Here is a 24719-nt window from a genome sequence, read left to right on the forward strand (position 1 = left end):
ACTGCCTGGCCCCGATGGCCAAGGCGCTCGACGACGCTTTCGGCATCGAGAAGGGCTACATCACCACCATCCACGCCTACACGGCCGACCAGAACCTGCAGGACGCCCCGCACAGCGACTTGCGCCGGGCCCGTGCGGCGGCCTATTCCATTGTGCCGACCTCCACGGGGGCTGCCAAGGCCGTAGGGCTGGTGCTGCCGCACCTGAAGGGCAAATTGGACGGGGTGGCCATGCGCGTGCCTATTCCGGACGGCTCCCTGACCGACCTGACCTGCATCCTGAAGACGGAGGCCAGCAAGGAGGAGATCAACGCGGTGCTCAAGCAGGCGGCCGAGGGCAGCATGAAGGGCATCCTGGAGTACACCGAGGACCCGATCGTCTCGATCGACATCGTGGGCAACACCCACTCCNCGACCTGACCTGCATCCTGAAGACGGAGGCCAGCAAGGAGGAGATCAACGCGGTGCTCAAGCAGGCGGCCGAGGGCAGCATGAAGGGCATCCTGGAGTACACCGAGGACCCGATCGTCTCGATCGACATCGTGGGCAACACCCACTCCTGCATCTTCGACGCGGCCATGACCTCGGTGAACGGCACCCTGGTGAAGGTGGTGGGCTGGTACGACAACGAGGCTGGCTACTCCCAGAGAGCCGCCGACCTGATCGTACGCATCGGTCAATAATAATTTAAATAGTATTTTTTTGAACAGGGCCTTTGTAACAGAAGGCTCTGTTTTTATATCAAGTGTTTTTTATGAAGAGAATAGGAGTATATACATCTGGCGGAGATGCCCCTGGCATGAATGCCTGTGTTCGGGCTGTGGTTCGTGCTGCTGTTTACTACGGCTTAGAAGTGTACGGCATCCGGCGTGGCTACAATGGCATGATTAACGGGGAGATTTTCAAAATGGACTCGTCTTCTGTTAGTAATATCATACAAAAAGGCGGTACCATTCTTAAGTCGGCCCGCAGTAAAGAGTTCATGACCAAAGAAGGTCGTCAAAAAGCTTATGACCAGTTGCAACAGTATGGTATTGAAGGCTTGGTGGCTATTGGAGGTAATGGTACTTTTACCGGCGCAAAATTGTTTTATGAGGAGTTTGGCATACCCACAGTAGGAGCACCAGGAACCATAGATAACGATTTGTACGGTACCGACTACACCATTGGATACGACACAGCCGTAAACACTGCCCTCGAGGCAATAGACAAGATTCGCGATACCGCAGACAGTCATGAGCGGGTATTCTTTGTAGAAGTTATGGGCCGTGACTCTGGTTATATTGCCATACCTTGTGCCATTGGCGGAGGGGCAGAAATAGCTATGATTCCGGAAGCCGTTACCACTGTAGAAAGTATTATCGATACCATTAGAGCCGGCTGGGGCCGTTCTAAAACATCGTCTATTATTATTATTGCAGAAGGTGAGATTGAAGGCGGCGCTATGAAAGTAGCCACTAAAGTAATGGAAGTACTACCTGATATGGATGCTCGTGTAACCATTCTGGGCCACGTGCAGCGAGGTGGGCCTCCAACTGTATTTGACCGTATGCTGGCCAGCAGGTTGGGAATAGCCTGTGTAAAAGGACTTTTGGATGGACAGAAGAATGTAATGGCAGGCACTATTAACTCCAGCCTGGTTTACACCCCCTTCGAAGATACCATCACCAAAAAGAAGGAAATTAGTACCGACCTGATTAAAGCAGTAGAAATGCTTTCTGTATAAACAATTCCCCATTTTTTGTACCATCAGCAGGATGCTGTGAGGCACTAAAGGCAATTATCTTATTGCAGGTGCATCATACGCAACCTGTTCTGATTGGGACAAGGTTTACCTAATTATGCTAATGAAAATGCCCTTCCGGAGGCAAATTTAGAAGCTTTTAATTAAGAGTCTGTAGCCAAAAATTGAAATTGCAAACTGCGTACTTTGGACAACTATCTGATTGGAACATTTATTCATCTCTCACAACAATTCGCAGCTGCCCTTACCCACACAATTATTCTAATAAAAACACCCTTCCGGAGGCTTCAGAGTATTAATATCAGGCTGGGAAGCGTATAAAAATAATATACCCTACAGACGATCTATAGGGTATATCAACTATCCATTAAACACTAACAATCTAAAGTGTTTCTTTTCTACCTGACATCCTGTTCAGGTAAAAGCCTGCTTAATAGTGTAGCAGCGGCATATGGTTAAATGCGTTCGTATTTTCTGTTATTCCTACAAAGTATTCTCCAATAAAAATACCGGAGCCATTATTTACAGCCTGTTCACATGCCATATAATTAAGAACGCTACCATCAATAGTAGTATGTCCTACCGATTCTGTCTCGGTTGAATAGAGCTTATTTTGTGAAGGATGAGTAGAATAACAACTTAAGCTTTTCTGCTGGTGCGGATTTCTTAAGTGTACTGTTTGGTTCATAGGTAAAGTAGTTAGGTGCTTCTAGAAGACAATAATACTTACTCTATAATTAGTACGGCAGGAAATTAAGTGTGTAAAAGTAACACTTATAACAGGAGAGATAAAAGAGGTTATAAGCTGAGTAAGATAAATTCTTAACGAGTAAATGCTATTTTTATGTTGTTTTTATCTTGTAATTATTATAAATTTATTGAATTTTGAATAATATTGGAATATATTGATATTAAAAAGTAACATCAATCAATGTTTTTTCCTCTGCATAATAGATAGAATGTAGTAGTTGCAGACCTGAAGTGCAAATACTGTAAGAAGTAAGAAAATGCCAGGAAACGCCAAAAGCCACCATGCTGCCGTATGGTGCCTTACCCCTGAGATCATCCTTCCCCAACTGGCAAGTGTACTTGGTACTCCAATACCTAAAAACGAAAGCGTAGACTCAAATGCGAGCAGACTGGCTAATCCAAACGTAAAGGAAACCAGTAATGGCCCTAGCATATTCGGCAGCGCGTGCCTGAACACCAAGCCCCATTGCGTTGTACCTAAACTTCTGGCTGATTCAAAATAAGGAAGGTTTTTAATGCGGAGCATTTCTGCACGGGCAAGGCGAGCAGTACCTGTCCAGTAGGTTAAGACCAAAGTCGCAGAAAGCAAAAATACAGTGGCTGGCAAGAACGAAACGAACACCAATATAAATATTAGTCTGGGGATGCTTGTAAAAGTTTCTATTAGGCGGAGCAGAAACTGGTCCAGGGGAAGAGGAACTGCTTTTCTGAACCAGGCAACTTTATGCAAGGCAGTAGTTATTCCAAACCGCAATAGGAGCAGTGCCAGGAACAGCAGGCAAAAACTCCAAAGTGGCAGTAGGCTACCTGGTAATAAAGTTATAGCCCTGGCCGGAACATACAATCCAAAGTAAAGCACAAAGGCTGGCGCAATCAGAAAACTTAACAGCCTGGCCCTGGAAACCATAAAACCTCTATCGCCAAAGAAGCCGGCTGCTACGCCTGTAACTAAGCCCAACAACAAGCTAAGCACAGCTACCGGAAAACTGATGAAAAGAGCAGTGCGAGCACCATAGAGAGTATTAGCCAATACATCGCGGCCAAGCGCATCGGTGCCGAACCAGTGATATGGCTTTTCTCCGAACTGAAAGGGTGGTACATACACCGCGTTCAGGTGTAGCTCATTTGGTAAGTACTGTAACGGCAATAAAGGAAGCAGTAGTGCCAGTAATACAAAAAGGAGCAGATACCAAACGGCGGCCTTGAAAGCAAATTTGCTTTTCCAGAGGTGCTTGATATTGTTAAAAAAGGCGTGCATCAGGATTTTTGACGAATGCGTGGGTCAGCCAGCCCATAAAATATGTCTGAAACAAAATGTGCTATAACTTTAAACAAAGCTACAACCAGTACTACCCCCACCATTACAGGATAATCTCTCGTCTGCACCGACTCTATTAGTAATCTCCCAATTCCCGGAATAGCAAAAATAGTTTCGATTACTACTACGCCGCCAACCAAGGCTGGCAAGAAATCAGATAAAAGTGTGATGATCGGAAACAAAGCATTGCGCAGCATGTGTTTTCTGATCACTTGCCTTTCGGACAAGCCCTTGGCCTTTGCCGTTCTAATAAAATCTGCGTGCGAAACATCGGACAGCGACCAGTAAAACTGGTTTGTTATATAAGGCAGGTTAACACATACCAGGCACACCACAGGAAGCACCATATACGGGAATAGGTTAACGAAACGCTGCAGCCAGTGTTGATCCTGGGGCTGGTAAGCGCCCATGCCATACACCGGAAAGAGTTGCAGGAAATCCGGGCTTGCCAGAAAAATAAGCAGAAGTAAAGCAAGTATGAAAACAGGTATTCTGTCTGTGATAAAGAGCAAGGGTAGGAGGGTTTTGCGCCATTTGCCTGCTCGCTGCTTTACAAATAAGATGCTAAGCTCAAGCGCCAGAAAGGTGGTGAGCAGCATGCTCAGAAGCAGAACCCACCAGGTGGTACCAATTGCTTTAAGAACCAGGTCCAATACGCTGCTGTTGTCTCTGTAAGAGTTTCCTAAATTCCCCTGGAACAACTGGCTAAGCCACTGATGAAACTGATTGCGGCCACCATGCCAGCTAAAGCGTGGGAGCAATGTTTTCCACTGTTGTTTGCTGTAAATTAAAGCCTCTGCGGTTTGCTGCAATTGAAAACTCTCTGTAGAACTGCCTAAAAGTTGCTGCAGCGCCGCGGCAGATTTTTTGATTTTTGCAGCATCAGTTGTCTGCAGCAGTTCCTGTATATGTACACGTACCTCTGACTGTGCCTGTGGGCCTGCCCGTTTAATTAAGTTTTTCAAGTTTCTGAAATATTCAGTAGCCAGTTTAGGATTGCCATAGTGCCAACTTAGTTGTTGTAAAAGCAACTTGTCGGATTCCTGAAGTAGTTGTATGGCTGTGTCGGGTTGGGCGCTGGAACTTATGCTGAAGTAGAAAAGCGGCAGATCCAGTCTGGTTCTTCTAAGGTAAGACTGATAGGCTGCCTGCCGGCTTTCGATTGAGCCTGTGTTGTAAAAACTGTCATTTTCTTTTAGAATGCTTTGTGCGGCAAATGAACCTGGCAAAAATCGGCTTAATAAAAATATAAGCGTAGAGATCAGCCATAATGCCAATAAACCATAAAACAGTCGTCGTAACAGAAAAGCTGCCATTGCTCCGTCTATTCTTTTAGCGTGAAGGCGCTTACATCATAATTGGGTTTTAGGCCTGAAATTTTTGTGTTGCCGAAACGTTTGTGAACTGCTATGCGCTCTTTTAGGTAGTAAAGCGGAATCATGGCTGCTTCTTCGTGTAAAACAACCTGTAGTTCTTTCAGCAGGGCAGCCTTTTCTTTGTCGTTTTGAGCCAGATTTATGGCATCTAGCAGCGCATCGGTTTCGGGGGAGCCAAAGCCTGTTATGTTGCTGCCTCCTTCTTCTGCAAAAGAAGTATGGAAAAAAGGTTTGAAGTTAAAAATGAACGGGTTGCCACTAAGTGATCTAAATGACATGTCGTACTCAAACGACCTCGACTTTTGTCTGAACAAGCTGCTCTCCAGCGGTTGTAATATTACTGGAATGCCTGCTTTAGCTGCATTTTGCTGAAAGATCAAAGCGGAGTTTTCGAAAATAGTGTTCCCCGCCCTGTAGTTAACTTCTATGGTCAGTTTCTCATTTTTGCCATTCAGGCTTTTGTACCAGCCATCCTCTTTGTGGGTCCAACCCCCAGCTTTCAGCAGATCTGCTGCTTTAGCCTGATTATAGGGATATAAGGTAATGTCTTGGTTATAATAATTTGGTGCGGCCGGTGGTACAGGACCGGCAGTTCGGGTGCCATAGTTACTTAGCGTTACCTTAATAAGGTTATCTACATCTAATAAATGTGCAATAGCCTGTCTGGTATACCTGTTGTTAAATTTAGGTAAACGAGTATTAAGCGCCACATAATTAAAGTCATAACTATCCGGTGCGTGCAGGGCGTAGTCTTTTGTAAAGGTGGAGTCTTTGCGCAAAAGAGTAAACTCTGTGGCTGGTATATTGTTTAAAACATCGAGCTGCTTGCTCTTGAGGGCGAGCAAAGCAGTGGTATTATCAGGTATAATCTGAAAGCTGATTTGGTTAGGATTAGCGGTAAGATAGGGAGTGTCGGATTTAGTATTATTGCCCCACCAGTTCTCTTTCCGTTTAAGGATTACATACTGGCCCGTAGTCCAGTTTTCAAGTTCATACCCTGCACTGCCTTTAAGTACTTCTCTATTTCGGGCGAAGTCTACGCTGTTAAAGCGGTCTGCAAAGCTTTTAAGCTGGGCATTGTTTTCTAAATCAGGATCACCTGTTGCTAACTGCTTTACGGTAAAGGCCTGTAGTAGGCCATCAGGGTCGAAAAGATATTCGGGTAAAATAAAGAAATCGCCTGTCAGGAGCTCCATTTCTGGGGAGAAGCTCCTGCAGGCGAATGTAAATCTATTAGGGTCGCTTTCATATTTGATAAAGTCCCGAACGAACTCTATCTGCGATTTTATTTGCTCATTATTCACTAAGGGAGCCAACATGACTTTGAGGGTAAAAGCCACATCTGCTGCCGTTACAGAACTACCATCAGACCACTCCGCCTCTTCCCGAATATTATAGGTAAACATGGTGAGAGTATCACCTTGCACTATTTCCGGTAATGCTTCTGCCAATGATGGTTTAAGTCTGTTATCTTCTAAGTCAACTGTTAATAAGCTCTGGAACAGCAGATTGATAATCTGAAGCGCACCACTGTTCTGATAGCTAACAGGATTCAGCGTTTCCGGATCGTTAAACAGGCGCACCTGTACCTCATCCGGTCGGCGCTGAGGCTGACTACAGAAGCTTAATAAAAGGAAAAGGAAACAAACTAGGTTAGCCGTCTTTTTCATTAGTTGCCGGGTGTCTATTTCTGTACCTTCGGCAATATAGGGAAAAAGCTACTTAAAGTTAAGCTATTAATTTTATCCGTTGTCGCCCCAAGTACCAGATCCTCCATCAAGGTTCGAAGGGGTAGTTGACATACTGTTAATTTGCATTTTCTGAACCTGGTCAGATTTAACAGCTTTAGTGGATTTTTGTGGTACTTCTGGATTTCCAAACAGGATGCCTAACTGAAGTAATAAGTAAACGATAATTTCCATTGGTCGGCTTTTTTATTAGTTGATTGTTGAAACAAATTTACGGCTAATTAGCCAGTTAGAAAGGAAAGTTTGGCTCTTAAAGTAACAATGGTTAATATTGTATTATATATGAAAAAAATTAATTAACTAGCTTATTTATTGATTAATCAAATTAATAATTTGATTAATATCGCTAAAAAGTAACTTAGAAGGCTAGATTTGTTAGATCAAAGTTAATTTTTTAATAATTTAGAAAAAAAGAATAATATTAATTGAAAGTAACATGGTATTATTATTGAAAAAATATAATAATATTATTTTGTAACGAAATTTGATCTTAATAATGCAGGAACTTAGGAAATTGCTTGATATCGTTTCTTACTGTGAACAAAGCCCTTTTACCCTTCAGGATTATCAGAACGAAAACAGCAAAGAAAATCAGCTTATCAATGGAGTACGATCAGGTAAATTTGCATCTGATTCAGAAGCAGTATACACCTTATATAATACACCTGATACGAATGATGTAAGATATAAAATGCTAAAACATAGGCTAAAGAAAAAATTATTTAAATTTCTTTTCCTATTTGATTTCTCTAAAACCAAACTTAGAAGTTACATTATTTATGAACAGGAATGTTTACAGTATCTGTATCAGGCAGGTGTACTAATACGTCAGACAGAATATGATATATCTAACAAATTGCTGAACAAAGCTATAAGTATATCTAAGAAATATGATTTTACCAAATTAACTGTTTCTGTATTAGAATTTAAACTTACAATAGAAGTTGAAGAAGGTAATTTAACCAATTATATGAAGATCAAAGAAGAATTTGATCTTTATAATCAAAAATTAACCTATGAAACAGAAGCAAAAGGTTTATATCAAACATTCAAGCTAAATATAAATAAATCTGTTAATACTAGAAAGAATTTCCTCCCTCATATTCCTGAGATGCTTACTCGATTAGAGGAATTATGGATGCTCACTAAAACATTTGAAACCTTTGAATATTTTTATAGAATTGTAATTTGGTATAATGAATTGATTGGCGACTTTGAAAAGATTATATCATTCACAAAACAGGTTGAGGTTTGGTCACAGGAGGGGTTGATTAATGAATTTAGAAACGAACCTCAGTTTCAGAAGTTTATTTTAGTTTATGCGCATCTTAGGGCAAAGATTTATGATGTAGGGTTAAATTATGCTATTGAATATAAAGAGAGTTTTGATCCAAACTTTCCTAATTGGTTTTCTTTTATGGAAAATTATTTACTATTGGCAGCACATGCCAAGAAGTATGAGTTGGCTCAGCAAATAATAATTGAAGTCTACGAAAATCGTGCAATACAAAAAATTACCAAAACCGCCCGTGAACGTTGGGCGCTCTATAAATCTTACCTCACCTTTTTGAGCCATAATTCACTGCTATCTTCTACGTTCAATTTTCAGTCTTTTGCCTCTACTGTTCCAGAATATAGTAAGGATAAACAAGGGTTTAATGTAGCCATTATTATTCTTCAGTTTATGTACTTCCTGCAGAAAGGAGATAGCGAGGCATTGATGTACCGTATTGAAAGCCTTAAAAAATACATTTTAGCTCATCTTAAAGACTCTTTTAGTAGCAGAAGTAAAATATTTTTGAAGTTGTTAATACTTACCGTGGTAGAAAACTTTGATGTAGATGAATGCTTAGCTAAAGGAGAAAAATATTACCAGAAACTCTTAGAAACTTCACCTCCTGGTGACGCATATGCTGAAATAGAAATTATACCCTATGAACATCTATGGGAACACGTAATCGAGACTTTGAGAAGTAAACGGATTCAGTAAGGGTGCAAAAATAAGATGATTGAATTAATTAGATTAATTAAGATATTAGAAAAAAGAGCAAGAAAGTCATTAGATGCTTACCTCCACATATCTGAGGAAAATCTAGAGGTAAAATTATATCTGCTGGTCAGAGATGGAAAAGTAAAAACTGATTCCCAAGCTATGTTGGCTCTTTATGGTAGCGAGTTGAATGCCAAAGGCTATAAGATGTTAAAGTCAAGGCTGATTAAAAAGCTTTTTTCAGCAATTGACCAAGTAGATCTAAGCGATAAGGAACTTCTGCCCTATGCTTACATAGAGCATCAATGTTTGATAAAGCTGAATAGAGTATTAACACTCCTAAGGTTAGCAGAGCATCATTTGGCTCATAAATTTGTTCAGCAGGCAATTGGATTAGCTAAGAAAATAGATAATGTAGGTTTATTACTTAGATGCTATGAGTATGCCTATAATGCTACAGGTCTGATGAGGGATGAAGTCCTGTTTAATGAATATGAGCAAGAATTAAAACATTATAAAAGAATTTCTGATATAGAATTTGAAGTAGACGTGACTTTTCAGCGAGCCAAGTTATTTATGCTCAAATCTAATGCCTCGCGTGCTGCAATAATTAGAGAATTGCCTCAAATAATGGAGGATATGCGTCAAAAATGGTTAGAAACTCAGTCTACCAAAATTTTTAGGTACTGGCAGTATATCTTTAACTTTTACCATGAAACAGCTGGAAACTTTGCCGAAGTAATACGGAATGCAGATAAAGTAGAGACCATGGTGAGAAATAAGCAAATATCAGACTTAAACGTTGATTTAAGGTATTACAAGTTTGTTAAGCTTTTTGCTCTACAGCAACTCCAACAATACGAAGAAGGATTACGCTTTGCTCAAACTATAGAATCTTCCTTCATTTATGGCTCAACATCATGGTCATCGTATATAGAGAACTATTTTTTATTAGCTATACACAATAGGTCCTACAAATTGGCTGGCAAGCTAATTCAGCAATTTCTCAGTTCGGGAGTCGCAGAAATTTTGAGTCAGCTGATGAAAGAGCGCTGGACATTAAATATTCAATTTTACAATCTCATAGCTTCTATAGATAAAAGCGCAGAACCTGTAAATTCTCCTGGGTTTGAGGAGTTGCTGAAGATTTCTCAGCATGACAAAGAAGGCTATAATGTTGCAATTATCATTCTGGAATTTTTTAACCTGTTGCAGCAGAAAGGGGAATTGGATCCCTCGTCTCACATAGATCGAATCAGGAAGTACATTGCCAAGCACTTAAACAAAAAGGGAACAGAGCGGCCACGACTGTTCCTGAAGCTGGTGCTCCTGATGCTGCGGGAGAAGCTGGATCCTATTGGGAGTCGAGCCAAAGGTCGTTATCTTTTTAAGAAGCTTCGTGCTACTCCTATGCAAACAGAGGCTTTTGCTGAAGTAGAAATTATACCTTATGAGCAACTGTGGGAACTTGCGCTGCAAAGGCTCCAACAGCGAAAGCAGAGTATGACCTGAATCTGCACCTGCCTCTAATTTAGAAGAGAATATTTTTGCTATATTTCCACATGCAAAAGAATGATAAAACTATAACCAGGGCATGGTGTTTCTACGATTGGGCTAATTCTGTCTATTCTCTGGTTATAACCTCCACTATATTCCCTATTTATTATAGTGCTGTGGCTAAAAACCCGGATGGGTCCTCTATTGTGTCATTCTTTGGGTTTAGCGTGCAGAGCTCCGTGCTTTTTTCATATGCGGTTTCAGCCTCTTTTTTAATAATAGCATTGATGAGTCCTTTTTTAACAGCTATTGCCGACTACAGCGGCCGCAAAAAGCTGTTTATGCAGCTGTTCTGTTACCTGGGCTCACTGTCGTGCGCAGCTCTTTATTTTTTCACAAAAGAGACATTTACTTTTTCCGTTGTGCTGTTTGTATTAGCCTCCATTGGGTTTAGCGGGAGTATTGTGTTCTACAATGCCTATTTGCCTGAAATCGCCACAGAAGACCAGTATGACAAGCTGAGTGCGCGGGGCTTTGCCATGGGCTATATCGGCAGTGTATTACTTTTGGTCTTTAACCTGGCCATGATTCTAAAGCCCGAAATATTTTTCATTGCACCAGAAAACACTAGCCTGCCTCCTCGCATTGCCTTCCTGACTACAGGTCTGTGGTGGTTTGGTTTCGCCCAATACACTTTTTACCATTTACCCGGAAATATATACCAGCGCAGGCCCCAGGGCAGCTGGATGCTGAATGGTTTCAGGGAACTGCAGAAGGTCCTGAACCAGGTGAAGGAGTTGCCCATGCTGAAGCGCTTCTTATTAGCTTACTTTTTTTACAATATGGGTGTGCAAACGGTAATGTATGTAGCCACTATTTTTGGAATCGAGATATTAAATTTGCCAGACGAGGCCCTGATCATGACCATTCTTATTATCCAGTTAGTGGCAATTGCCGGAGCGTACGGTTTTGCCTTTTTATCTGAGAAGTATGGTAATATCCGGGCGCTGATCATAGCCGTTTTTGTTTGGATTGGAATTTGTGTAGGAGCTTATTTTATACAAGGTGCCACCGAATTTTATGTGCTGGCAGCCGTAGTAGGTTCAGTTATGGGAGGCATTCAATCGCTTTCCAGGTCTACCTATTCCAAGTTTATTCCTGCCTCAACCACCGACCACGCTTCTTTTTTCAGCTTTTTTGATGTAACCGAGAAAATTTCGATTGTACTCGGTACCCTGGCTTATGGTGTAATTGCCCAGCTAACAGGTTCCATGCGGAACAGTGTGCTGGCATTGGGTGTCTTCTTTTTAATCGGCCTGTTCTTCCTGTTTTTCGTGAAAGGCAAGCGTATGGCTGCTACTGAAACCGAAAGAGCCACTGCTGCTAAATAGCTTCCTTCTGTTGTGCAGGAGGAAGTGCTTCTGGCTACACGGCAATGGGATTTATGCCGTTTTATCAACAGGCAAATTATTCTAATGAACATGCCCTTCCAGAGCTAAATTCGTTAAAAAAATGCCTGAAAGTTTTTTTTGCTGGTGTGCGAGAGTTGTGGGAAAGCTAGTGATTAAGTACGATCATTTATCTTATCAGCCCAAACCCCAAAATATTAAAAAAGCCTCCGGAAGGCTGTTTTCATTAGAATATTCGCTTTCCAGAGGCAGTATCTGGCGGTTTGCCAGTTCTTTTTATTTAAAATGGTAAACCAACTTGCCGTTTATATAAGTGCTGAGAACCTTTAAGTCCCGCATTTTTTCAGGTGCTATGGTCATCAAGTCCCGGTCTACTATAACAAAGTCAGCAAATTTGCCTGGTTCTATACTTCCTTTTTCTTTTTCTTCGAAGTTAGCTTTGGCGGCCCAAATGGTAGTTCCGCGTAAAGCCTCCTCGCGCGTCAAGCTGTTTTCCATCTGAAAGCCACCGGGGGGATACTGCTCCGCATCCTGTCGCGCAACAGCTGCATGGAAACCAAATACGGGGTTAATATCCTCAACCGGGAAATCGCTGCCCAGGGCGAGGTAGCCATTTTGCTGCAGTAGCTCTTTATAAGGGTAAGCATGCGGGAGGCGGTGAGTCCCTAACCGTTCACCGGCCCAGTACATATCGGAGGTGGCATGTGTGGGTTGTACCGATGGCACAATGCTGTAGCGGCCAAACTTGGCCATATCAGCAGGGTTTATAATCTGCGCATGCTCAATACGCCAGCGTTTATCGTTTTGCCCACCTAATACTTCTCCGTAGATATCGAGTAGCAACCTATTAGCTGAATCTCCTATGGCATGTGTGTTCATCTGGAAACCATGCTGGTGCAGGAGGGAGGCTATATTCCTGAATTCTTGTTGCGAGGCCAACAAAAAGCCAAAATGCCCTAGACGGTCCTGGTAAGGTTGCAATAAGCTGGCACCTCTGGAGCCGAGGGCGCCATCAGAATAAATTTTAAAAGACCGTACATGGAGCCGGTCTGTTTTGTAAATGCCATGTTTAAAATAATGGTCCTGGTTTTCCTGGCTCGGATTTAACATAGCATAGATCCTTATTTGCAGCTCATTTAGTTTCTGCAGCTTGTCCATTAGGTCTATGTTTGCTTTATCCAGGCCGGCATCAGCGAGTGAGGTCAGGCCTACCGCAAAACAATTCTTCTCGGCATTTAAAAGTGCCTGTCGCTGCTCTTCTGCATCTGGTTCAGGTATTTTGCTGGTTACCACGTTTACGGCATTGTCTATGAGAATACCAGTTAGCTTGCCATTTTTAACCTCTACGATGCCTCCCACTAGTGTTGTTTGCGGCGTAACATCTGCCAGATCCAATGCTTTCTGGTTTGCCAGTGCCGCATGCCCATCTATCCGGTTCAGGATTACAGGAGTGTCGGGAAAAAGTAAATCCAGTGTGTCTTTAGTTGGAAACTCCTTAACAGGCCAATCGTTTTGGTCCCAGCCCCTTCCGGTAATCCAATCGGCCGCTGGGTGCTGCTGCATGTGGCGCACCACCTGTTGTACCACCTCCTTAAAGGAGCCTGTACCTACCAAGTCGGCAGATTGCAGCGAAAGGCCGTAGCGGTAGAAGTGGGAATGGGCGTCTATAAAACCAGGATAAATGGTTTTGCCTGCTGCATCTACTTGTTCAGTAGCCTGATATTTAGCCTGCAGATCGACGGTAGTGCCCACTTCCAGAATTTTGCCATCTTTTATGGCGAATGACTCTGCTTTGTCAAACTGATCGTTTACTGTGTAGATGTTGCCATTGTAAATGAGCAGGTCGGCCTTTGGTTTGCTGGTGCAGCCACTAAAAAGGAAGCCGCTGCCAAAAGCAGCGGCTATAAGAGCGTGTAAAAATTTATTCATCTGTTTTACTCAAAGCGCATATGTTTAACCGACTCACCTGAGTTAATAAGCTCTGTTAAAGAGTCTATGCCGATGGTAAGGTGCTTTTCTACGTAATTGGCTGTTACTACTTGGTCGCTGGCAGATGTCTTCACGCCTTCCGGCGTCATGGGAATATCCGAAACTAGCAAAAGCGCACCATGCGGAATGGAGTTGATAAAGCCTACTGTAAAAATAGTGGCGGTTTCCATATCGATACCCATGGCCCGAATTTGGCGTAGGTACTCTTTAAAGGCATCATCGTGCTCCCACACCCGGCGGTTAGTTGTATACACAGTGCCAGTCCAGTAATCCATTTCGTGTTTTTTGATCATGGAAGACACCGCTCGCTGCAGCCGGAACGATGGCAGCGCTGGTATTTCGGAAGGCATGTAGTCATCTGATGTGCCATCGCCTCGAATAGCCGCGATAGGCAGTATAAGGTCTCCGATTTGGGTTTTCTTTTTGAGGCCACCACACTTACCCAGAAAGAGTGCCGCTTTTGGCGAAATGGCTGATAGCAAATCCATTACGGTTGCTGCCATGGGGCTACCCATACCAAAGTTAATAATGGTTATGTTGTTAGCGGTTGCCGTTTGCATAGGTTTGTCCAGGCCACGCACTTCCACCTCAAATCTATCGGCAAACATGCGTACATAATTGCTAAAGTTGGTCAGCAAAATGTATTCTCCAAATTCATTTAAAGGTACTCCGGTATATCGGGGTAACCAATCACTTACGATCTCTTCTTTGGTTTTCATGTTTTTCTAGTTAATAATGAAGCGCTCCAGTAATAGGGCCGAGGGTGTAATTAAGCTAAATTGCGGCATGGAACGACTGAATTTGCCAACATATGCTTACAAAATTAAGCAATCTGGCGCTAATTCTTTGATTTTTGATGAACTCCGGCGCAAATACGTATTGCTGACTCCAGAAGAATGGGTAAGGCAGCACTTTATTCATTACCTGCTAAAAGACCTGCACTACCCGCGGGGGCTTGTTAGCGTAGAAAGGGGAGCTACTTACAATCAACTGCATAAGCGAACTGATATTTGCATTTACAATCATGCCGGCCAACCAGAACTTTTGGTTGAATGTAAAGCCGCGCATGTTCCCATTACGCAGGAAGTAGTGAAACAGGTTTCTACTTACAACCAGGTGGTAAAGGCAAGGCTGCTGGTTATTACTAATGGCTTACAACATTATTGCTGGCAAGTCGACTTCAAAACCAGAACATTTGTGCCGCTGCAGGAGATACCGCCCTATATACAGTGAGAAATGGTTGTGTGGGTGAGGCCTTTCTGCAACAATCCTGACTTATGAAGCCTTAGAAGAGCAGGACAGGGTGGCAACACCTTAGGAATAAAGTGTAAAAAACACCTCTGGAAGGCCCTTTTGATTAGAATAATTTGCCTGAAACCTGCTGTGTGGTTACAAAAATGCCTTGTACTTTGCGGTACAAGGCATTTTTGAAAATTCCATCAAATAGATGGCTGTAGTTTCTTATTCAATCTTCTTTGCTGTTGCTACGCCAGTACAGTTTCTACCGGTACATACTCCAGGTTAAAAGCCTCTGCCACTCCCTGAAATACAATTTTACCATGTACTACGTTCAGGCCGGTTTTCAGCTCCTGGTTTTCGGTGCAGGCCTTTTGCCAGCCTTTGTTGGCAAGTTCTATGGCGTACGGTAAGGTAGCATTGGTAAGGGCCAGGGTAGAGGTATAAGGCACTGCCCCCGGCATGTTGGCAACGCAGTAGTGCACTATATCGTCGATAATGTAAGTTGGATCTTCGTGTGTGGTTGGTTTACAGGTTTCTATACAGCCGCCCTGGTCTACGGCAACGTCTACCAGTACAGTTCCGGGGCGCATTAGCTTTAGCATATCGCGGGTGATCAGGTGAGGTGCTTTGGCACCCGGAATAAGCACAGCGCCAACAATCAGGTCGTGCGTAGGCAGTAGGTCCCGGATGTTGTATTTATTAGACATAAAGGTGTTTACGTTAGCTGGCATTATATCATCGAGGTAGCGCAGGCGCTGTAGGTTCGTATCTAAGATAGTAACATCTGCTCCCATACCGGCTGCTATCTTGGCGGCATTAGTCCCAACTACGCCACCGCCTAAAATCATAACTTTGGCAGGCCGCACACCGGGCACGCCACCCAGCAAAATCCCGCGGCCTTTCAGAGGCTTCTCCAGGTATTTAGCACCCTCCTGTATGGCCATTCTGCCTGCTACTTCTGACATAGGTACTAACAGCGGCAAGCTTTTGTCAGCTTTTGTTACCGTCTCGTAAGCAAGGCAAATAGCCTTGCGCTCTATCATGGCATGCGTGAGTGGTTCGTAAGACGCGAAGTGGAAGTAAGTAAACAGCAGTTGGCCTTCCTTTATCAGGCTATATTCCGGCTCAATTGGCTCCTTCACTTTAATTATCATGTCGGCGCTGGCATATACCGATTCTATGGTAGGTAAAATGGTAGCGCCGGCAAGTTGGTATTCTTCGTCGCTAAAGCCACTTCCTTCTCCGGCAGTAGCTTGCACATTAACGGTGTGCCCGTGGCGAACTAACTCCGAAACGCCTGCAGGAGTGGCTCCTACCCGGTTTTCGTTGTTCTTGATTTCTTTTGGAATTCCGATAATCATGATTGTAGATGGTGTAGATGGTGTGTGGTTTCAGATAAATGTGCGCAAATATACTATTTCTGCCTCTAAAAAAAATAGCCGGGCTACATGGCCAGGCTGCAGATTTTGTTTACGTTAATTGTACTGAAAATGTGGCGTCTAGATTGAATCGGAAGTATTGGAAATGAAAAAAGGCAGCGACAAAATCACTGCCATTAGTACAAAATAAAACTATGAAAAAAACTATCTGAAAGGTACCGGCTGTGAGCCCTCCCTTAACATATTTTTTGAAGCCAGTGTCTCTACTACATTTGCCTTTAGCGTTAGTTTCAGATCTGGCATTATTATATCATTAGAAATAACTGTTACTACCTCGTTTTGCTCTCTTAACATAGCAGGAATATAAGTTAGTTCCAAATTTCCTTGCTGTCCTGGTTTTATTGCAGCCTCCGAAGATTTAATGCTTACACAGTTGCAGGCCGACCTTACACCCTGTATTACGAGGTCTTGTTTTCCTGTATTTTTTACAGTGAATTTGGCTACTGCTTTTTGACCTTTTTCAAGTTTGCCAAAGTTATAACTTGTGGTTCCAACTGCCAAACGCGGCGATGCTGCTTTTTGTTCCGGCGTATAACTTGTTTTTAAATCTTTTGGTCCAACCTCTCCTTTTATAAAAATAGTTTTAGTAGGAGTGGCTGTGTTAGAGGTAACTGTAATAGCTTTATGGAACGGTCCAGGGCGGCCAGTGCTGTTATAAACTGCTTTTATAACACCTGTTTTGCCTGGCAGGATCGGGTCTTTGGTCCAGTCTGGTGTAGTACAACCGCAAGATGGATGAACATTTGCAATAACTACCGGCTGATTTCCTACATTTTTTACCTGAAACTCGTAAGTAGCTTGTACGCCTTCGGCAATGGTGCCAAAATCATGCGTCTCTTTTTCAAATTTAAGGTCTCCTTGCGCGTTAGCAGCATAGCCTGTTGCAAGAAAGCACAGTACCAATAGGTAGTAAAGCTTTTTGTTCATGCCCGTATGGTTTTAATTATATAGAAGGTACGAGAATCCTGTGAAAATCAAACAAAGATATAAAAACTTTTTCAAAAATATAGTGTCCAATACTATGCCAATTTTGTTTGGGGGAAAACCCTCCATTTGAATTTAGGGGAAATCTTCCTTACTTTTGGTTTAAATCATACTTACAGTTATTAGTGAGAAAACATGCAGACTGCTGAAGCATCTATTACTCAAAAACTCAGTACCCAGGAAATTTTAAACGATTACCGCATCGGGTGGGAGAGCCGACAGGCCAGCCTTACCGGTCGGAAAGAAGTTTTTATGGGCAAGGCAAAATTCGGAATTTTCGGGGATGGGAAAGAAGTACCGCAACTGGCAATGGCCAAATTTTTTCAGAAAGGCGATTTCCGTTCAGGATACTACCGTGACCAGACGTTCATGTTTGCTATTGGCGAGCTTACACTGCAGCAGTATTTTGCACAGTTATATGCCCACACCGATTTAGAAGCGGACCCTTCTACGGCGGGGCGCTCTATGAACGGCCACTTTGGCACCCGCCTGCTTGATGACGAAGGCAAGTGGAAAAACCAGGTGGAAATGAAAAATTCCAGCGCAGACATATCACCTACGGCAGCGCAGATGCCTCGCCTTTTGGGGCTGGCTTATGCCTCTAAACTGTACCGCCAGAACCCGGGGTTGCAGCATTTAAGCGGGTTCTCCAACAACGGCAACGAAGTGGCTTTTGGTACTATTGGCAATGCTTCTACCTCAGAAGGAGTGTTTTTTGAGGCTATAAACGCGGCGGGTGTGCTGCAAGTGCCCATGCTGGTCTCTGTTTGGGACGATGGCTATGGTATTTCAGTTCCATCTGAGTACCAGACTACCAAAGGCAGCATTTCAGAAATCTTATCGGGCTTCCAGCGCTACAGCAAAGAGGAGCAGGGCTACGAAATTTTCAGAGTAAAAGGCTGGGACTATGCCGCTCTCTGCGAAACATACGAGGCAGCGGTGCGCATTTGCCGGGAGGAGCACGTGCCCGTGCTTATACATGTGGAAGAGGTAACGCAACCCCAGGGGCATTCCACTTCCGGCTCTCATGAACGGTACAAGCCGCAGGAGCGCCTGGATTGGGAGGCTGAGTTCGACTGTCTGAAAAAAATGCGGGAGTGGATTCTGGAAAACAACATTGCCACCGAAGAGCAGCTCGATCAGATCGAGGCAGAAGCAAAAGACGATGTGCGTGCTGCCCGCAGCAACGCCTGGAACGCCTTTGCAGAAGATATTAAGGTAGATCACGATGAGGCGATCAGGCTGCTCGGGAACCTGGCTGAGGCTGCAACAGAGCATGCCACAGAAATAGCCAAAATAAAAGAAGACCTTCGCAGAACAATCAATCCCATCCGGACGGATGCCATGAAGGCTGTGCGCAAAGCCCTGCGTTATGTGCGCCATGAGCGCAGCGAGGCTAAGCGGGAACTAACTGGCTGGCTAGAGCAGGTTATGGGGGAGAACACAGAGCGTTATAATTCTTATCTCTATAGCCAGTCCGATGAGGCGGCCCTGCTGGTAGAGGAAATAAAACCTGAATATGACGAGAAGGCTCCATTAGTAGATGCCCGCGAAGTGCTCCGCGCCTGCTTCGATGCTATGCTGGCACGCGACCCGCGTGTGTTTGCCATTGGAGAGGATGTAGGCCGTATAGGCGATGTTAACCAGGCTTTTGTAGGCTTGCAGGAAAAGTACAGCGAGCTCCGGGTAACAGATACAGGAATTAGAGAGTGTACTATTGTAGGGCAAGGAATAGGTGCCGCTCTGCGTGGGCTCCGGCCGATTTCTGAAATCCAGTACCTCGATTACTTACTGTACGCGATACAAATTTTATCTGATGACCTGGCTTGCTTGCAGTACCGCACCAAAGGAGGCCAGAAAGCTCCCCTGATCGTGCGCACCCGCGGGCACCGACTTGAAGGTATCTGGCATTCAGGTTCTCCTATCGGCATGATTCTGCATAGTATCAGAGGGATGCACCTGCTGGTGCCGCGCAACATGACCCAGGCCGCCGGTTTCTATAACACTTTACTTTTATCTGATGAGCCGGCGCTGGTAATCGAGTGCCTCAATGGTTACCGCTTGAAAGAAAGAATTCCGAGCAACATAGGGGAGTTCACGGTACCTTTGGGCAAGCCCGAAACTCTTAGAGAAGGCACTGATGTGACAGTGGTTACCTACGGCTCTATGTGCCGCATTGTAATGGAGGCAGCTGCTCAATTACAAGAGCATGACATTTCCTGCGAAGTAATAGATGTGCAAACGCTACTGCCATTTGATGTGGACCACCTCATAACCGACTCGCTACGGAAAACAAACCGCGTACTGTTCGCTGACGAAGATGTGCCAGGTGGTGCTACCGCCTACATGATGCAGCAGGTAGTAGATGAGCAAGATGCCTGGCGCTACCTCGATACCAAGCCCAAGTGCTTGTCGGCACACGCGCACCGACCACCATACGCTTCTGACGGCGATTATTTCTCTAAGCCAAATACCGAAGATGTGTTCGAAGCTGTGTACAGTCTCATGCACGATTCAGACCCGGAGAACTTCCCGGCTCTGTTCTAATAAAGATGCAATAACATAACAGCAAAAAGCAAGAGCCTGCGGTGACACTACCGCAGGCTCTTGCTTTTATAGCCTAGAATTATTCTAATAAAAATGACCTTCCTGAGGTTAGGAAGCTAATTATTGGAAAAGGGTAATCTCGCTAGTCGAAACGGTGTTGCTTCTGTGTGGAACAGGTAAAGTCCTGTCATAAATAAAAACATCGAATTTTATAACGTCACCTATCCTAAACAAGTCTGAAGTGATGTCGAAGGTATATTTTATTTCTCCTTCCAGGGGTTCCGTTCTATCATCGGTCGAAAGTCTTGGGAAGCGGCCACTAAAGTCGAAGCCTTGAACCGGGAAAATGTATTCTTCGAATTTGGACTCTCCGTTAGGCTGCGGCCTTTTTATGTACAGCTTGGTCATAAAGTTGTTGTAGTATGGCGAGCCAAAATCAAAAGGAGGTTCCTTGTCTATATCTGAGGTGCGCGAAAGACCCAGGTTGCCGTCCCCATCCTGAAAGCCAATCACAATACTGATCTGATCTCGCTTTAGCCCAAATTCATCGTAGGTAAATTTTTCCACACGTTTAAATTCGATGTGAGGCACTACATCATACACAGGCTCTTTACGGCAGGAGCTAAAAAGCACAAGCAGCAACAAAAGCACAGCGCTATACTTAAACAGGTATTTCATGAGGATGTCAGAAAATGAAGCTAAATTTACTAAATCAAACGATTAGATAACGCATTTGTTATAAATTTTTGGATGGATTTTAAAGCCCAACACATACTGCAACTGCATCAGTCACAAAGTTTTAATTTTGAAGAAGCTACCCTTGCGTTGTTTCGTTATCAGGCCCAGCATAACGAGGTATACCGCGAGTATTTGCATCATCTTCGAGTTGATGCTGAGCAGGTTAAGAGCCTGGAGGAAATCCCGTTCCTGCCCATCGAGTTCTTTAAAACGCATCGTGTAGTTACCGGGGCATTTGAGCCTGAGGTCATTTTCTACAGTAGTGGCACCACCCAAAGCACCCGCAGTCAGCACCTGGTGTCGAACCTGGCCTGGTACGAGCAAACTTCCCGGCAAATCTTCGAGAAGTTTTACGGTTCATTGCAGGACTACACCGTGCTAGCCTTGTTACCATCTTACCTGGAGCAGGGGGGATCGTCGCTGGTTGCTATGGTAGATTATTTTATAAAGCAAACAGGGCAGCAGGCAGAGGGGTTTTACCTGCACAACCACGATCTGCTGTTACAGGCCTTGCGACAGGCAAAACAGCACCAGAAAAAAGTGTTGCTTATGGGAGTGTCGTATGCCCTGCTTGATTTGGCAGATAAGCTGAACGGGCAGGAAGACTTAAGTGGCGTGACTGTAATGGAAACAGGCGGCATGAAGGGCAGGCGCAAAGAAATGATCAGGGAAGAACTGCATGCTCAATTGCAGAAAGGACTAGGAGTAACTGAAATTCATTCGGAATACGGTATGACTGAGCTTCTTTCGCAGGGCTATTCTTTCGGCAACGGCTTGTTCTGGCCAGGCTTTTCGATGCGCATTCTCCTCCGCGACCTCAATGATCCGTTTCAGGTGAGCACCAGCAGCCGTACAGGTGGTATTAACGTCATAGATCTGGCCAATGTAGACTCCTGTGCTTTTATCGAAACTAAAGATATTGGAAAACTTTACCCCGATGGTTCTTTCGAAGTGCTGGGCCGTTTCGACAACTCCGATATAAGAGGCTGCAATTTGTTAGTTTCCTAAGATCTTTCCTCAGGATTGTCCGTTAAAGGTGCTCATGGGTTATATTGTTTTTATTCTTTTTACAGCAGTTCTGTGCCTGCTGTTATACAGGTGGGCTACGCGCAAAAGCAGGCATCGCAAAAAAGTTCTTGCTACAGAGTTTCCTGTCTTGTGGCGCAAAGTGCTGCAAGACAGGGTGGGGTTTTATCACACCCTGACTGACGAAAAGAAACCACAGTTCGAAAAAATGGTTCAGCTTTTTTTATCAGAAAAGCGAATAACCGGCATCCAGACAGAAATAGACGATACCACCAAAGTACTGGTAGCATCAAGTGCGATTATTCCTATTTTTGGATTTAAAGATTGGGAGTATCAGAACTTAGGCGAGGTTATTGTTTTTCCGGGAAGTATACACCGCTTTAAAGATGAAAAAAGCGAAGCTGTGTCGGAGGTACTGGGTCGTGTAAACCCTTTTCAGAACGACCATTATGTAACTTTGTCTAAGCCGGCGCTGGAGCAGGGCTTTAACGATATGGCCGACCGCAAGAATGTGGGTATCCACGAATTTGCGCATATGCTCGACCAAGCCGACGGAGAGATTGATGGTGTGCCGAAAGCTTATATGCCTGAAGAGTTACTAAAGCCCTGGGAGGAGCTGATGTACCGCAAAATTAAAAACATAAAGGCCGGTAAATCAGACATAAACCCATATGGAGCCACCAGCGAAGCAGAATTTTTTGCAGTAGTAACGGAGTATTTCTTCGAGAAGCCTGATCAACTGGCCGAGAAGCATCCAAAGCTATATGAGATTCTAACCAAGGTTTTTCATCAGAATCCGAAGCGCCGGTTCAGAATTAATTTCAGGCAGCTCCTGAACCCCTACGGCAAACGCCTGGGCCGCAACGAATTCTGCCCCTGCGGGAGTGGAGAAAAATACAAAAACTGCTGCTTAAGTAAAAAGGCAGCTGCCTAACAGTAGGTTGTCGAGAGTTGGTGCGTACTCAATAGGTTTTTAAAAGTGCGCCAAAACCTTACTAGATATAATATAACTTTGGAAAAGACTTTAGAATATTAGGAGAGATAGAGGCTTATCTTTTGATTGGGATACAGCTATTTAAAAAATGCTTTACACCTGGTACAGCTCAATTAAGTTGCCGCAAGTATCGTCGAAAACAGCCATGGCTACGGGGCCAGAGAGGGTAGGTTCCGATTTGAATCGAACACCTAACTTTTTCATCCGCTCGTATTCCGCCTCAATGTCATCTACTGCAAAGGCCGTGGCGGGTATGTCAGCTTCAAATAAAGCTTGTTGATAGGTTCTGGCAGGTTCAAACCCTAAGGGCTCTAACAACAGTTCTATTGCATCAGGGTCCTCTTTCGAAACTACCGTGAGCCAGCGGGCCTCACCCATTGCGATATCTGATTTTTTTGCAAATCCGAGTATTTCTGTATAAAACCGGAGGGCTTTGTCCTGATTATTTACCAGAATGCTGGCTAGCTTAATTTTCATAGGTAGTTCTGTTTTAACGTTATTTGATAGAGCCTTAATAGTATTTAATTTAATCGTTGCCTAATTAAGCAGTATCAGCTAAAAGAGAAAGAGGCTGCCCCAATAATCAGGACAGCCTCTTTTTTTGACTAAGCTTATGATACTATAGGTCTGGCATAGGCCTTTGCATCATCGGCCGTTATTTCGTTACCGCTCATAATCACTAGTCGTTCCACCACGTTCCTTAGTTCCCGCACGTTACCGCGCCAGTCGAGCTGTTGCAGGTAACCCAATGCCTCTGCGTTGATGGCTTTTGGTTTGGTGCCGTAATCATTGGCAATATCGTTTAGGAATTTCTGTACCAGGTCTGGAATATCTTCGCGGCGCTCGTTCAGCGGAGGCACGTGTATCAGAATGACGCCTAAGCGGTGATACAAGTCTTCGCGGAAATTCCTGTCTTCTATTTCTTGCAACAGGTTTTTGTTGGTGGCGGCTAGTACGCGCACATCTACCTGAATATCTTTATCGCCACCTACACGGGTAATACGATGCTCCTGCAGGGCTCGCAGTACCTTTGCCTGCGCCGAAAGGCTCATGTCGCCTACTTCATCCAGAAACAAAGTACCGCCATTTGCCTGCTCAAACTTGCCGATGCGCTGCTTTACAGCAGAGGTAAATGAGCCTTTTTCGTGGCCAAACAGTTCGCTTTCAATTAGCTCGCTGGGAATTGCCGCACAGTTTACCTCAATTAAGGGGCCAGAGGAGCGGTTGCTTTGCTCATGTATGGCCCGGGCTACCAGTTCCTTGCCGGAGCCATTGGGGCCGGTAATGAGCACACGGGCATCGGTAGGTGCTACTTTCTCAATAGCCTGTTTTACACGGCCCAAGGCTGGGGAGTTGCCCACCATCTCGTAGGCCTTTGAAATTTTCTTTTTCAGAACTTTGGTCTCCGTTACCAGCGTCGCCTTGTCGAGGGCATTCCGGACGGTAATGAGCAAGCGGTTCAGATCAGGTGGCTTTTGCAGAAAGTCGTAGGCTCCTTTTTTAGTAGCATCTACGGCTGTGTCTATAGTGCCGTGGGCCGATATCATAATAAAAGGAGTATCGGGCGAGTGCTCCATTGCTTTCTCCAACACCTCAATGCCGTCCATGCCGGGCATTTTAATGTCGCAGAGCACTACGTCATATTTTGTTTTGCTGATGAACTGCAGCCCCTTCTGTCCGTCTTCAGCTTCGTCTACGGTGTAGTTCTCGAACTCCAGAATTTCTTTCAGTGTACTGCGGATGGCCCGCTCATCATCAATAATCAGGATTTTGGGCATAGGTGCGTTTTATTTTGGGATAAGTATAAACAATAAAGTGTATTCTGATTAATTGTTATTGATTTTCCTAAAGGAGGTTCGCAGGTTGTGTAAACCACAAGCGACCATCATAATTCTGTCACGGGCATTCTGTACGCGTAGCCTTATTTTCTCT

The 24719-nt window shown here is 44.2% G+C and carries 20 protein-coding genes and 2 pseudogenes; 10 read left to right on the top strand and 12 right to left on the bottom strand.

Going from position 1 to position 24719, the window contains the following annotated elements:
- From ACMA1I_RS22550 to pfkA, 3 genes and pseudogenes are all read left to right on the top strand, one after another.
- A pseudogene (locus tag ACMA1I_RS22550) lies at nucleotides 1–406 on the top strand (type I glyceraldehyde-3-phosphate dehydrogenase); the annotation flags it as partial.
- A 21-nt stretch (nucleotides 407–427) separates the two neighbouring features.
- A pseudogene (locus ACMA1I_RS22555) lies at nucleotides 428–682 on the top strand (type I glyceraldehyde-3-phosphate dehydrogenase); the annotation flags it as partial.
- Nucleotides 683–753: 71 nt separating this feature from the next.
- On the top strand, nucleotides 754–1725 hold the full coding sequence (pfkA, locus tag ACMA1I_RS22560) for a 6-phosphofructokinase (RefSeq protein WP_337070756.1): 972 nt from the start codon (nucleotides 754–756) through the stop codon (nucleotides 1723–1725).
- Between the two features lie 448 nt (nucleotides 1726–2173).
- Here the strand turns inward: pfkA and ACMA1I_RS22565 are convergent, their stop codons facing one another.
- The 5 genes from ACMA1I_RS22565 to ACMA1I_RS22585 all read right to left on the bottom strand — a co-directional run bounded on the left by ACMA1I_RS22565 (nucleotide 2174) and on the right by ACMA1I_RS22585 (nucleotide 7109).
- Nucleotides 2174–2431, bottom strand: coding sequence for a hypothetical protein (locus tag ACMA1I_RS22565; RefSeq protein WP_337070757.1), 258 nt, complete (start codon nucleotides 2429–2431; stop codon nucleotides 2174–2176).
- A 240-nt stretch (nucleotides 2432–2671) separates the two neighbouring features.
- Nucleotides 2672–3751 carry an ABC transporter permease gene (locus ACMA1I_RS22570; protein WP_337070758.1) on the bottom strand — a complete coding sequence of 360 codons (1080 nt, stop codon included), beginning with the start codon at nucleotides 3749–3751 and terminating at the stop codon, nucleotides 2672–2674.
- A complete protein-coding gene (locus ACMA1I_RS22575; RefSeq protein WP_337070759.1) occupies nucleotides 3751–5127 on the bottom strand; it encodes an ABC transporter permease in 1377 nt (458 codons plus the stop codon). Before ACMA1I_RS22575 ends, ACMA1I_RS22570 begins: the two co-directional genes overlap by 1 nt.
- 8 nt (nucleotides 5128–5135) lie before the next feature.
- Nucleotides 5136–6857, bottom strand: coding sequence for an ABC transporter substrate-binding protein (locus ACMA1I_RS22580; RefSeq protein ID WP_337070760.1), 1722 nt, complete (start codon nucleotides 6855–6857; stop codon nucleotides 5136–5138).
- Nucleotides 6858–6929: 72 nt separating this feature from the next.
- Nucleotides 6930–7109, bottom strand: coding sequence for a hypothetical protein (locus tag ACMA1I_RS22585; RefSeq protein ID WP_337070761.1), 180 nt, complete (start codon nucleotides 7107–7109; stop codon nucleotides 6930–6932).
- 322 nt (nucleotides 7110–7431) lie between these two features.
- Between ACMA1I_RS22585 and ACMA1I_RS22590 the strand changes: the two genes are divergently transcribed.
- Genes ACMA1I_RS22590 through ACMA1I_RS22600 form a run of 3 tightly spaced genes read left to right on the top strand, consistent with a single transcriptional unit; the run spans nucleotide 7432 to nucleotide 11813 of the window.
- Entirely contained in the window at nucleotides 7432–8925 is a 1494-nt protein-coding gene (locus tag ACMA1I_RS22590) for a hypothetical protein (RefSeq protein WP_337070762.1), read from the top strand.
- 15 nt (nucleotides 8926–8940) lie between these two features.
- Nucleotides 8941–10437: a hypothetical protein gene (locus ACMA1I_RS22595; RefSeq protein ID WP_337070763.1), complete on the top strand. Its 1497-nt coding sequence runs from the start codon at nucleotides 8941–8943 to the stop codon at nucleotides 10435–10437.
- A gap of 50 nt (nucleotides 10438–10487) precedes the next feature.
- Nucleotides 10488–11813: an MFS transporter gene (locus tag ACMA1I_RS22600; RefSeq protein WP_337070764.1), complete on the top strand. Its 1326-nt coding sequence runs from the start codon at nucleotides 10488–10490 to the stop codon at nucleotides 11811–11813.
- 294 nt (nucleotides 11814–12107) lie between these two features.
- Here the strand turns inward: ACMA1I_RS22600 and ACMA1I_RS22605 are convergent, their stop codons facing one another.
- On the bottom strand, nucleotides 12108–13760 hold the full coding sequence (locus tag ACMA1I_RS22605; RefSeq protein ID WP_337070765.1) for an amidohydrolase: 1653 nt from the start codon (nucleotides 13758–13760) through the stop codon (nucleotides 12108–12110).
- Nucleotides 13761–13765: 5 nt separating this feature from the next.
- Entirely contained in the window at nucleotides 13766–14539 is a 774-nt protein-coding gene (locus ACMA1I_RS22610; RefSeq protein WP_337070766.1) for an AMP nucleosidase, read from the bottom strand.
- A 67-nt stretch (nucleotides 14540–14606) separates the two neighbouring features.
- Here ACMA1I_RS22610 and ACMA1I_RS22615 point away from each other — a divergent pair, with 67 nt between their 5' ends.
- A complete protein-coding gene (locus tag ACMA1I_RS22615) occupies nucleotides 14607–15053 on the top strand; it encodes a type I restriction enzyme HsdR N-terminal domain-containing protein (RefSeq protein ID WP_337070767.1) in 447 nt (148 codons plus the stop codon).
- A 251-nt stretch (nucleotides 15054–15304) separates the two neighbouring features.
- Here ACMA1I_RS22615 and ald read toward each other — a convergent pair whose 3' ends face one another.
- The gene (gene ald, locus ACMA1I_RS22620) at nucleotides 15305–16420 is read right to left on the bottom strand and encodes an alanine dehydrogenase (RefSeq protein ID WP_337070768.1); all 1116 of its coding nucleotides are present in this window, start codon (nucleotides 16418–16420) and stop codon (nucleotides 15305–15307) included.
- Between the two features lie 222 nt (nucleotides 16421–16642).
- Nucleotides 16643–17425 carry a DUF1573 domain-containing protein gene (locus tag ACMA1I_RS22625; protein ID WP_337070769.1) on the bottom strand — a complete coding sequence of 261 codons (783 nt, stop codon included), beginning with the start codon at nucleotides 17423–17425 and terminating at the stop codon, nucleotides 16643–16645.
- 192 nt (nucleotides 17426–17617) lie between these two features.
- Here ACMA1I_RS22625 and ACMA1I_RS22630 point away from each other — a divergent pair, with 192 nt between their 5' ends.
- Nucleotides 17618–20029 (top strand): thiamine pyrophosphate-dependent enzyme, encoded by a 2412-nt coding sequence (locus ACMA1I_RS22630; protein ID WP_337070770.1) that lies wholly within the window; start codon nucleotides 17618–17620, stop codon nucleotides 20027–20029.
- Between the two features lie 120 nt (nucleotides 20030–20149).
- Here ACMA1I_RS22630 and ACMA1I_RS22635 read toward each other — a convergent pair whose 3' ends face one another.
- Entirely contained in the window at nucleotides 20150–20707 is a 558-nt protein-coding gene (locus ACMA1I_RS22635) for a hypothetical protein (RefSeq protein ID WP_337070771.1), read from the bottom strand.
- Between the two features lie 72 nt (nucleotides 20708–20779).
- Between ACMA1I_RS22635 and ACMA1I_RS22640 the strand changes: the two genes are divergently transcribed.
- Together ACMA1I_RS22640 and ACMA1I_RS22645 are read left to right on the top strand one after the other, a co-directional pair.
- Nucleotides 20780–21775 (top strand): acyl transferase, encoded by a 996-nt coding sequence (locus ACMA1I_RS22640; protein WP_337070772.1) that lies wholly within the window; start codon nucleotides 20780–20782, stop codon nucleotides 21773–21775.
- A 34-nt stretch (nucleotides 21776–21809) separates the two neighbouring features.
- Nucleotides 21810–22727 (top strand): zinc-dependent peptidase, encoded by a 918-nt coding sequence (locus ACMA1I_RS22645; RefSeq protein ID WP_337070773.1) that lies wholly within the window; start codon nucleotides 21810–21812, stop codon nucleotides 22725–22727.
- Between the two features lie 153 nt (nucleotides 22728–22880).
- Here the strand turns inward: ACMA1I_RS22645 and ACMA1I_RS22650 are convergent, their stop codons facing one another.
- Complete coding sequence (locus tag ACMA1I_RS22650; protein WP_337070774.1) at nucleotides 22881–23264, bottom strand: VOC family protein; 384 nt, start codon at nucleotides 23262–23264, stop codon at nucleotides 22881–22883.
- Between the two features lie 134 nt (nucleotides 23265–23398).
- Nucleotides 23399–24565 carry a sigma-54 dependent transcriptional regulator gene (locus tag ACMA1I_RS22655; RefSeq protein WP_337070775.1) on the bottom strand — a complete coding sequence of 389 codons (1167 nt, stop codon included), beginning with the start codon at nucleotides 24563–24565 and terminating at the stop codon, nucleotides 23399–23401.
- Nucleotides 24566–24719 lie beyond the last annotated feature (154 nt).

This window comes from Pontibacter sp. 13R65, from assembly GCF_047525655.1.
In the GTDB taxonomy this organism is placed as follows: domain Bacteria; phylum Bacteroidota; class Bacteroidia; order Cytophagales; family Hymenobacteraceae; genus Pontibacter.

Coding starts and splice junctions, on each gene's coding strand:
- ACMA1I_RS22655 (WP_337070775.1), bottom strand. CDS start 24,565: ATGCCCAAAATCCTGATTATTGATGATGAGCGGGCCATCCGCAGTACA.
- ACMA1I_RS22575 (WP_337070759.1), bottom strand. CDS start 5,127: ATGGCAGCTTTTCTGTTACGACGACTGTTTTATGGTTTATTGGCATTA.
- ACMA1I_RS22625 (WP_337070769.1), bottom strand. CDS start 17,425: ATGAACAAAAAGCTTTACTACCTATTGGTACTGTGCTTTCTTGCAACA.
- ACMA1I_RS22580 (WP_337070760.1), bottom strand. CDS start 6,857: ATGAAAAAGACGGCTAACCTAGTTTGTTTCCTTTTCCTTTTATTAAGC.
- ACMA1I_RS22585 (WP_337070761.1), bottom strand. CDS start 7,109: ATGGAAATTATCGTTTACTTATTACTTCAGTTAGGCATCCTGTTTGGA.
- ACMA1I_RS22595 (WP_337070763.1), top strand. CDS start 8,941: ATGATTGAATTAATTAGATTAATTAAGATATTAGAAAAAAGAGCAAGA.
- ACMA1I_RS22565 (WP_337070757.1), bottom strand. CDS start 2,431: ATGAACCAAACAGTACACTTAAGAAATCCGCACCAGCAGAAAAGCTTA.
- ald (WP_337070768.1), bottom strand. CDS start 16,420: ATGATTATCGGAATTCCAAAAGAAATCAAGAACAACGAAAACCGGGTA.
- ACMA1I_RS22645 (WP_337070773.1), top strand. CDS start 21,810: ATGGGTTATATTGTTTTTATTCTTTTTACAGCAGTTCTGTGCCTGCTG.
- ACMA1I_RS22635 (WP_337070771.1), bottom strand. CDS start 20,707: ATGAAATACCTGTTTAAGTATAGCGCTGTGCTTTTGTTGCTGCTTGTG.
- ACMA1I_RS22590 (WP_337070762.1), top strand. CDS start 7,432: ATGCAGGAACTTAGGAAATTGCTTGATATCGTTTCTTACTGTGAACAA.
- ACMA1I_RS22610 (WP_337070766.1), bottom strand. CDS start 14,539: ATGAAAACCAAAGAAGAGATCGTAAGTGATTGGTTACCCCGATATACC.
- ACMA1I_RS22640 (WP_337070772.1), top strand. CDS start 20,780: ATGGATTTTAAAGCCCAACACATACTGCAACTGCATCAGTCACAAAGT.
- ACMA1I_RS22570 (WP_337070758.1), bottom strand. CDS start 3,751: ATGCACGCCTTTTTTAACAATATCAAGCACCTCTGGAAAAGCAAATTT.
- ACMA1I_RS22605 (WP_337070765.1), bottom strand. CDS start 13,760: ATGAATAAATTTTTACACGCTCTTATAGCCGCTGCTTTTGGCAGCGGC.
- ACMA1I_RS22650 (WP_337070774.1), bottom strand. CDS start 23,264: ATGAAAATTAAGCTAGCCAGCATTCTGGTAAATAATCAGGACAAAGCC.
- ACMA1I_RS22615 (WP_337070767.1), top strand. CDS start 14,607: ATGGAACGACTGAATTTGCCAACATATGCTTACAAAATTAAGCAATCT.
- ACMA1I_RS22630 (WP_337070770.1), top strand. CDS start 17,618: ATGCAGACTGCTGAAGCATCTATTACTCAAAAACTCAGTACCCAGGAA.
- ACMA1I_RS22600 (WP_337070764.1), top strand. CDS start 10,488: ATGCAAAAGAATGATAAAACTATAACCAGGGCATGGTGTTTCTACGAT.
- pfkA (WP_337070756.1), top strand. CDS start 754: ATGAAGAGAATAGGAGTATATACATCTGGCGGAGATGCCCCTGGCATG.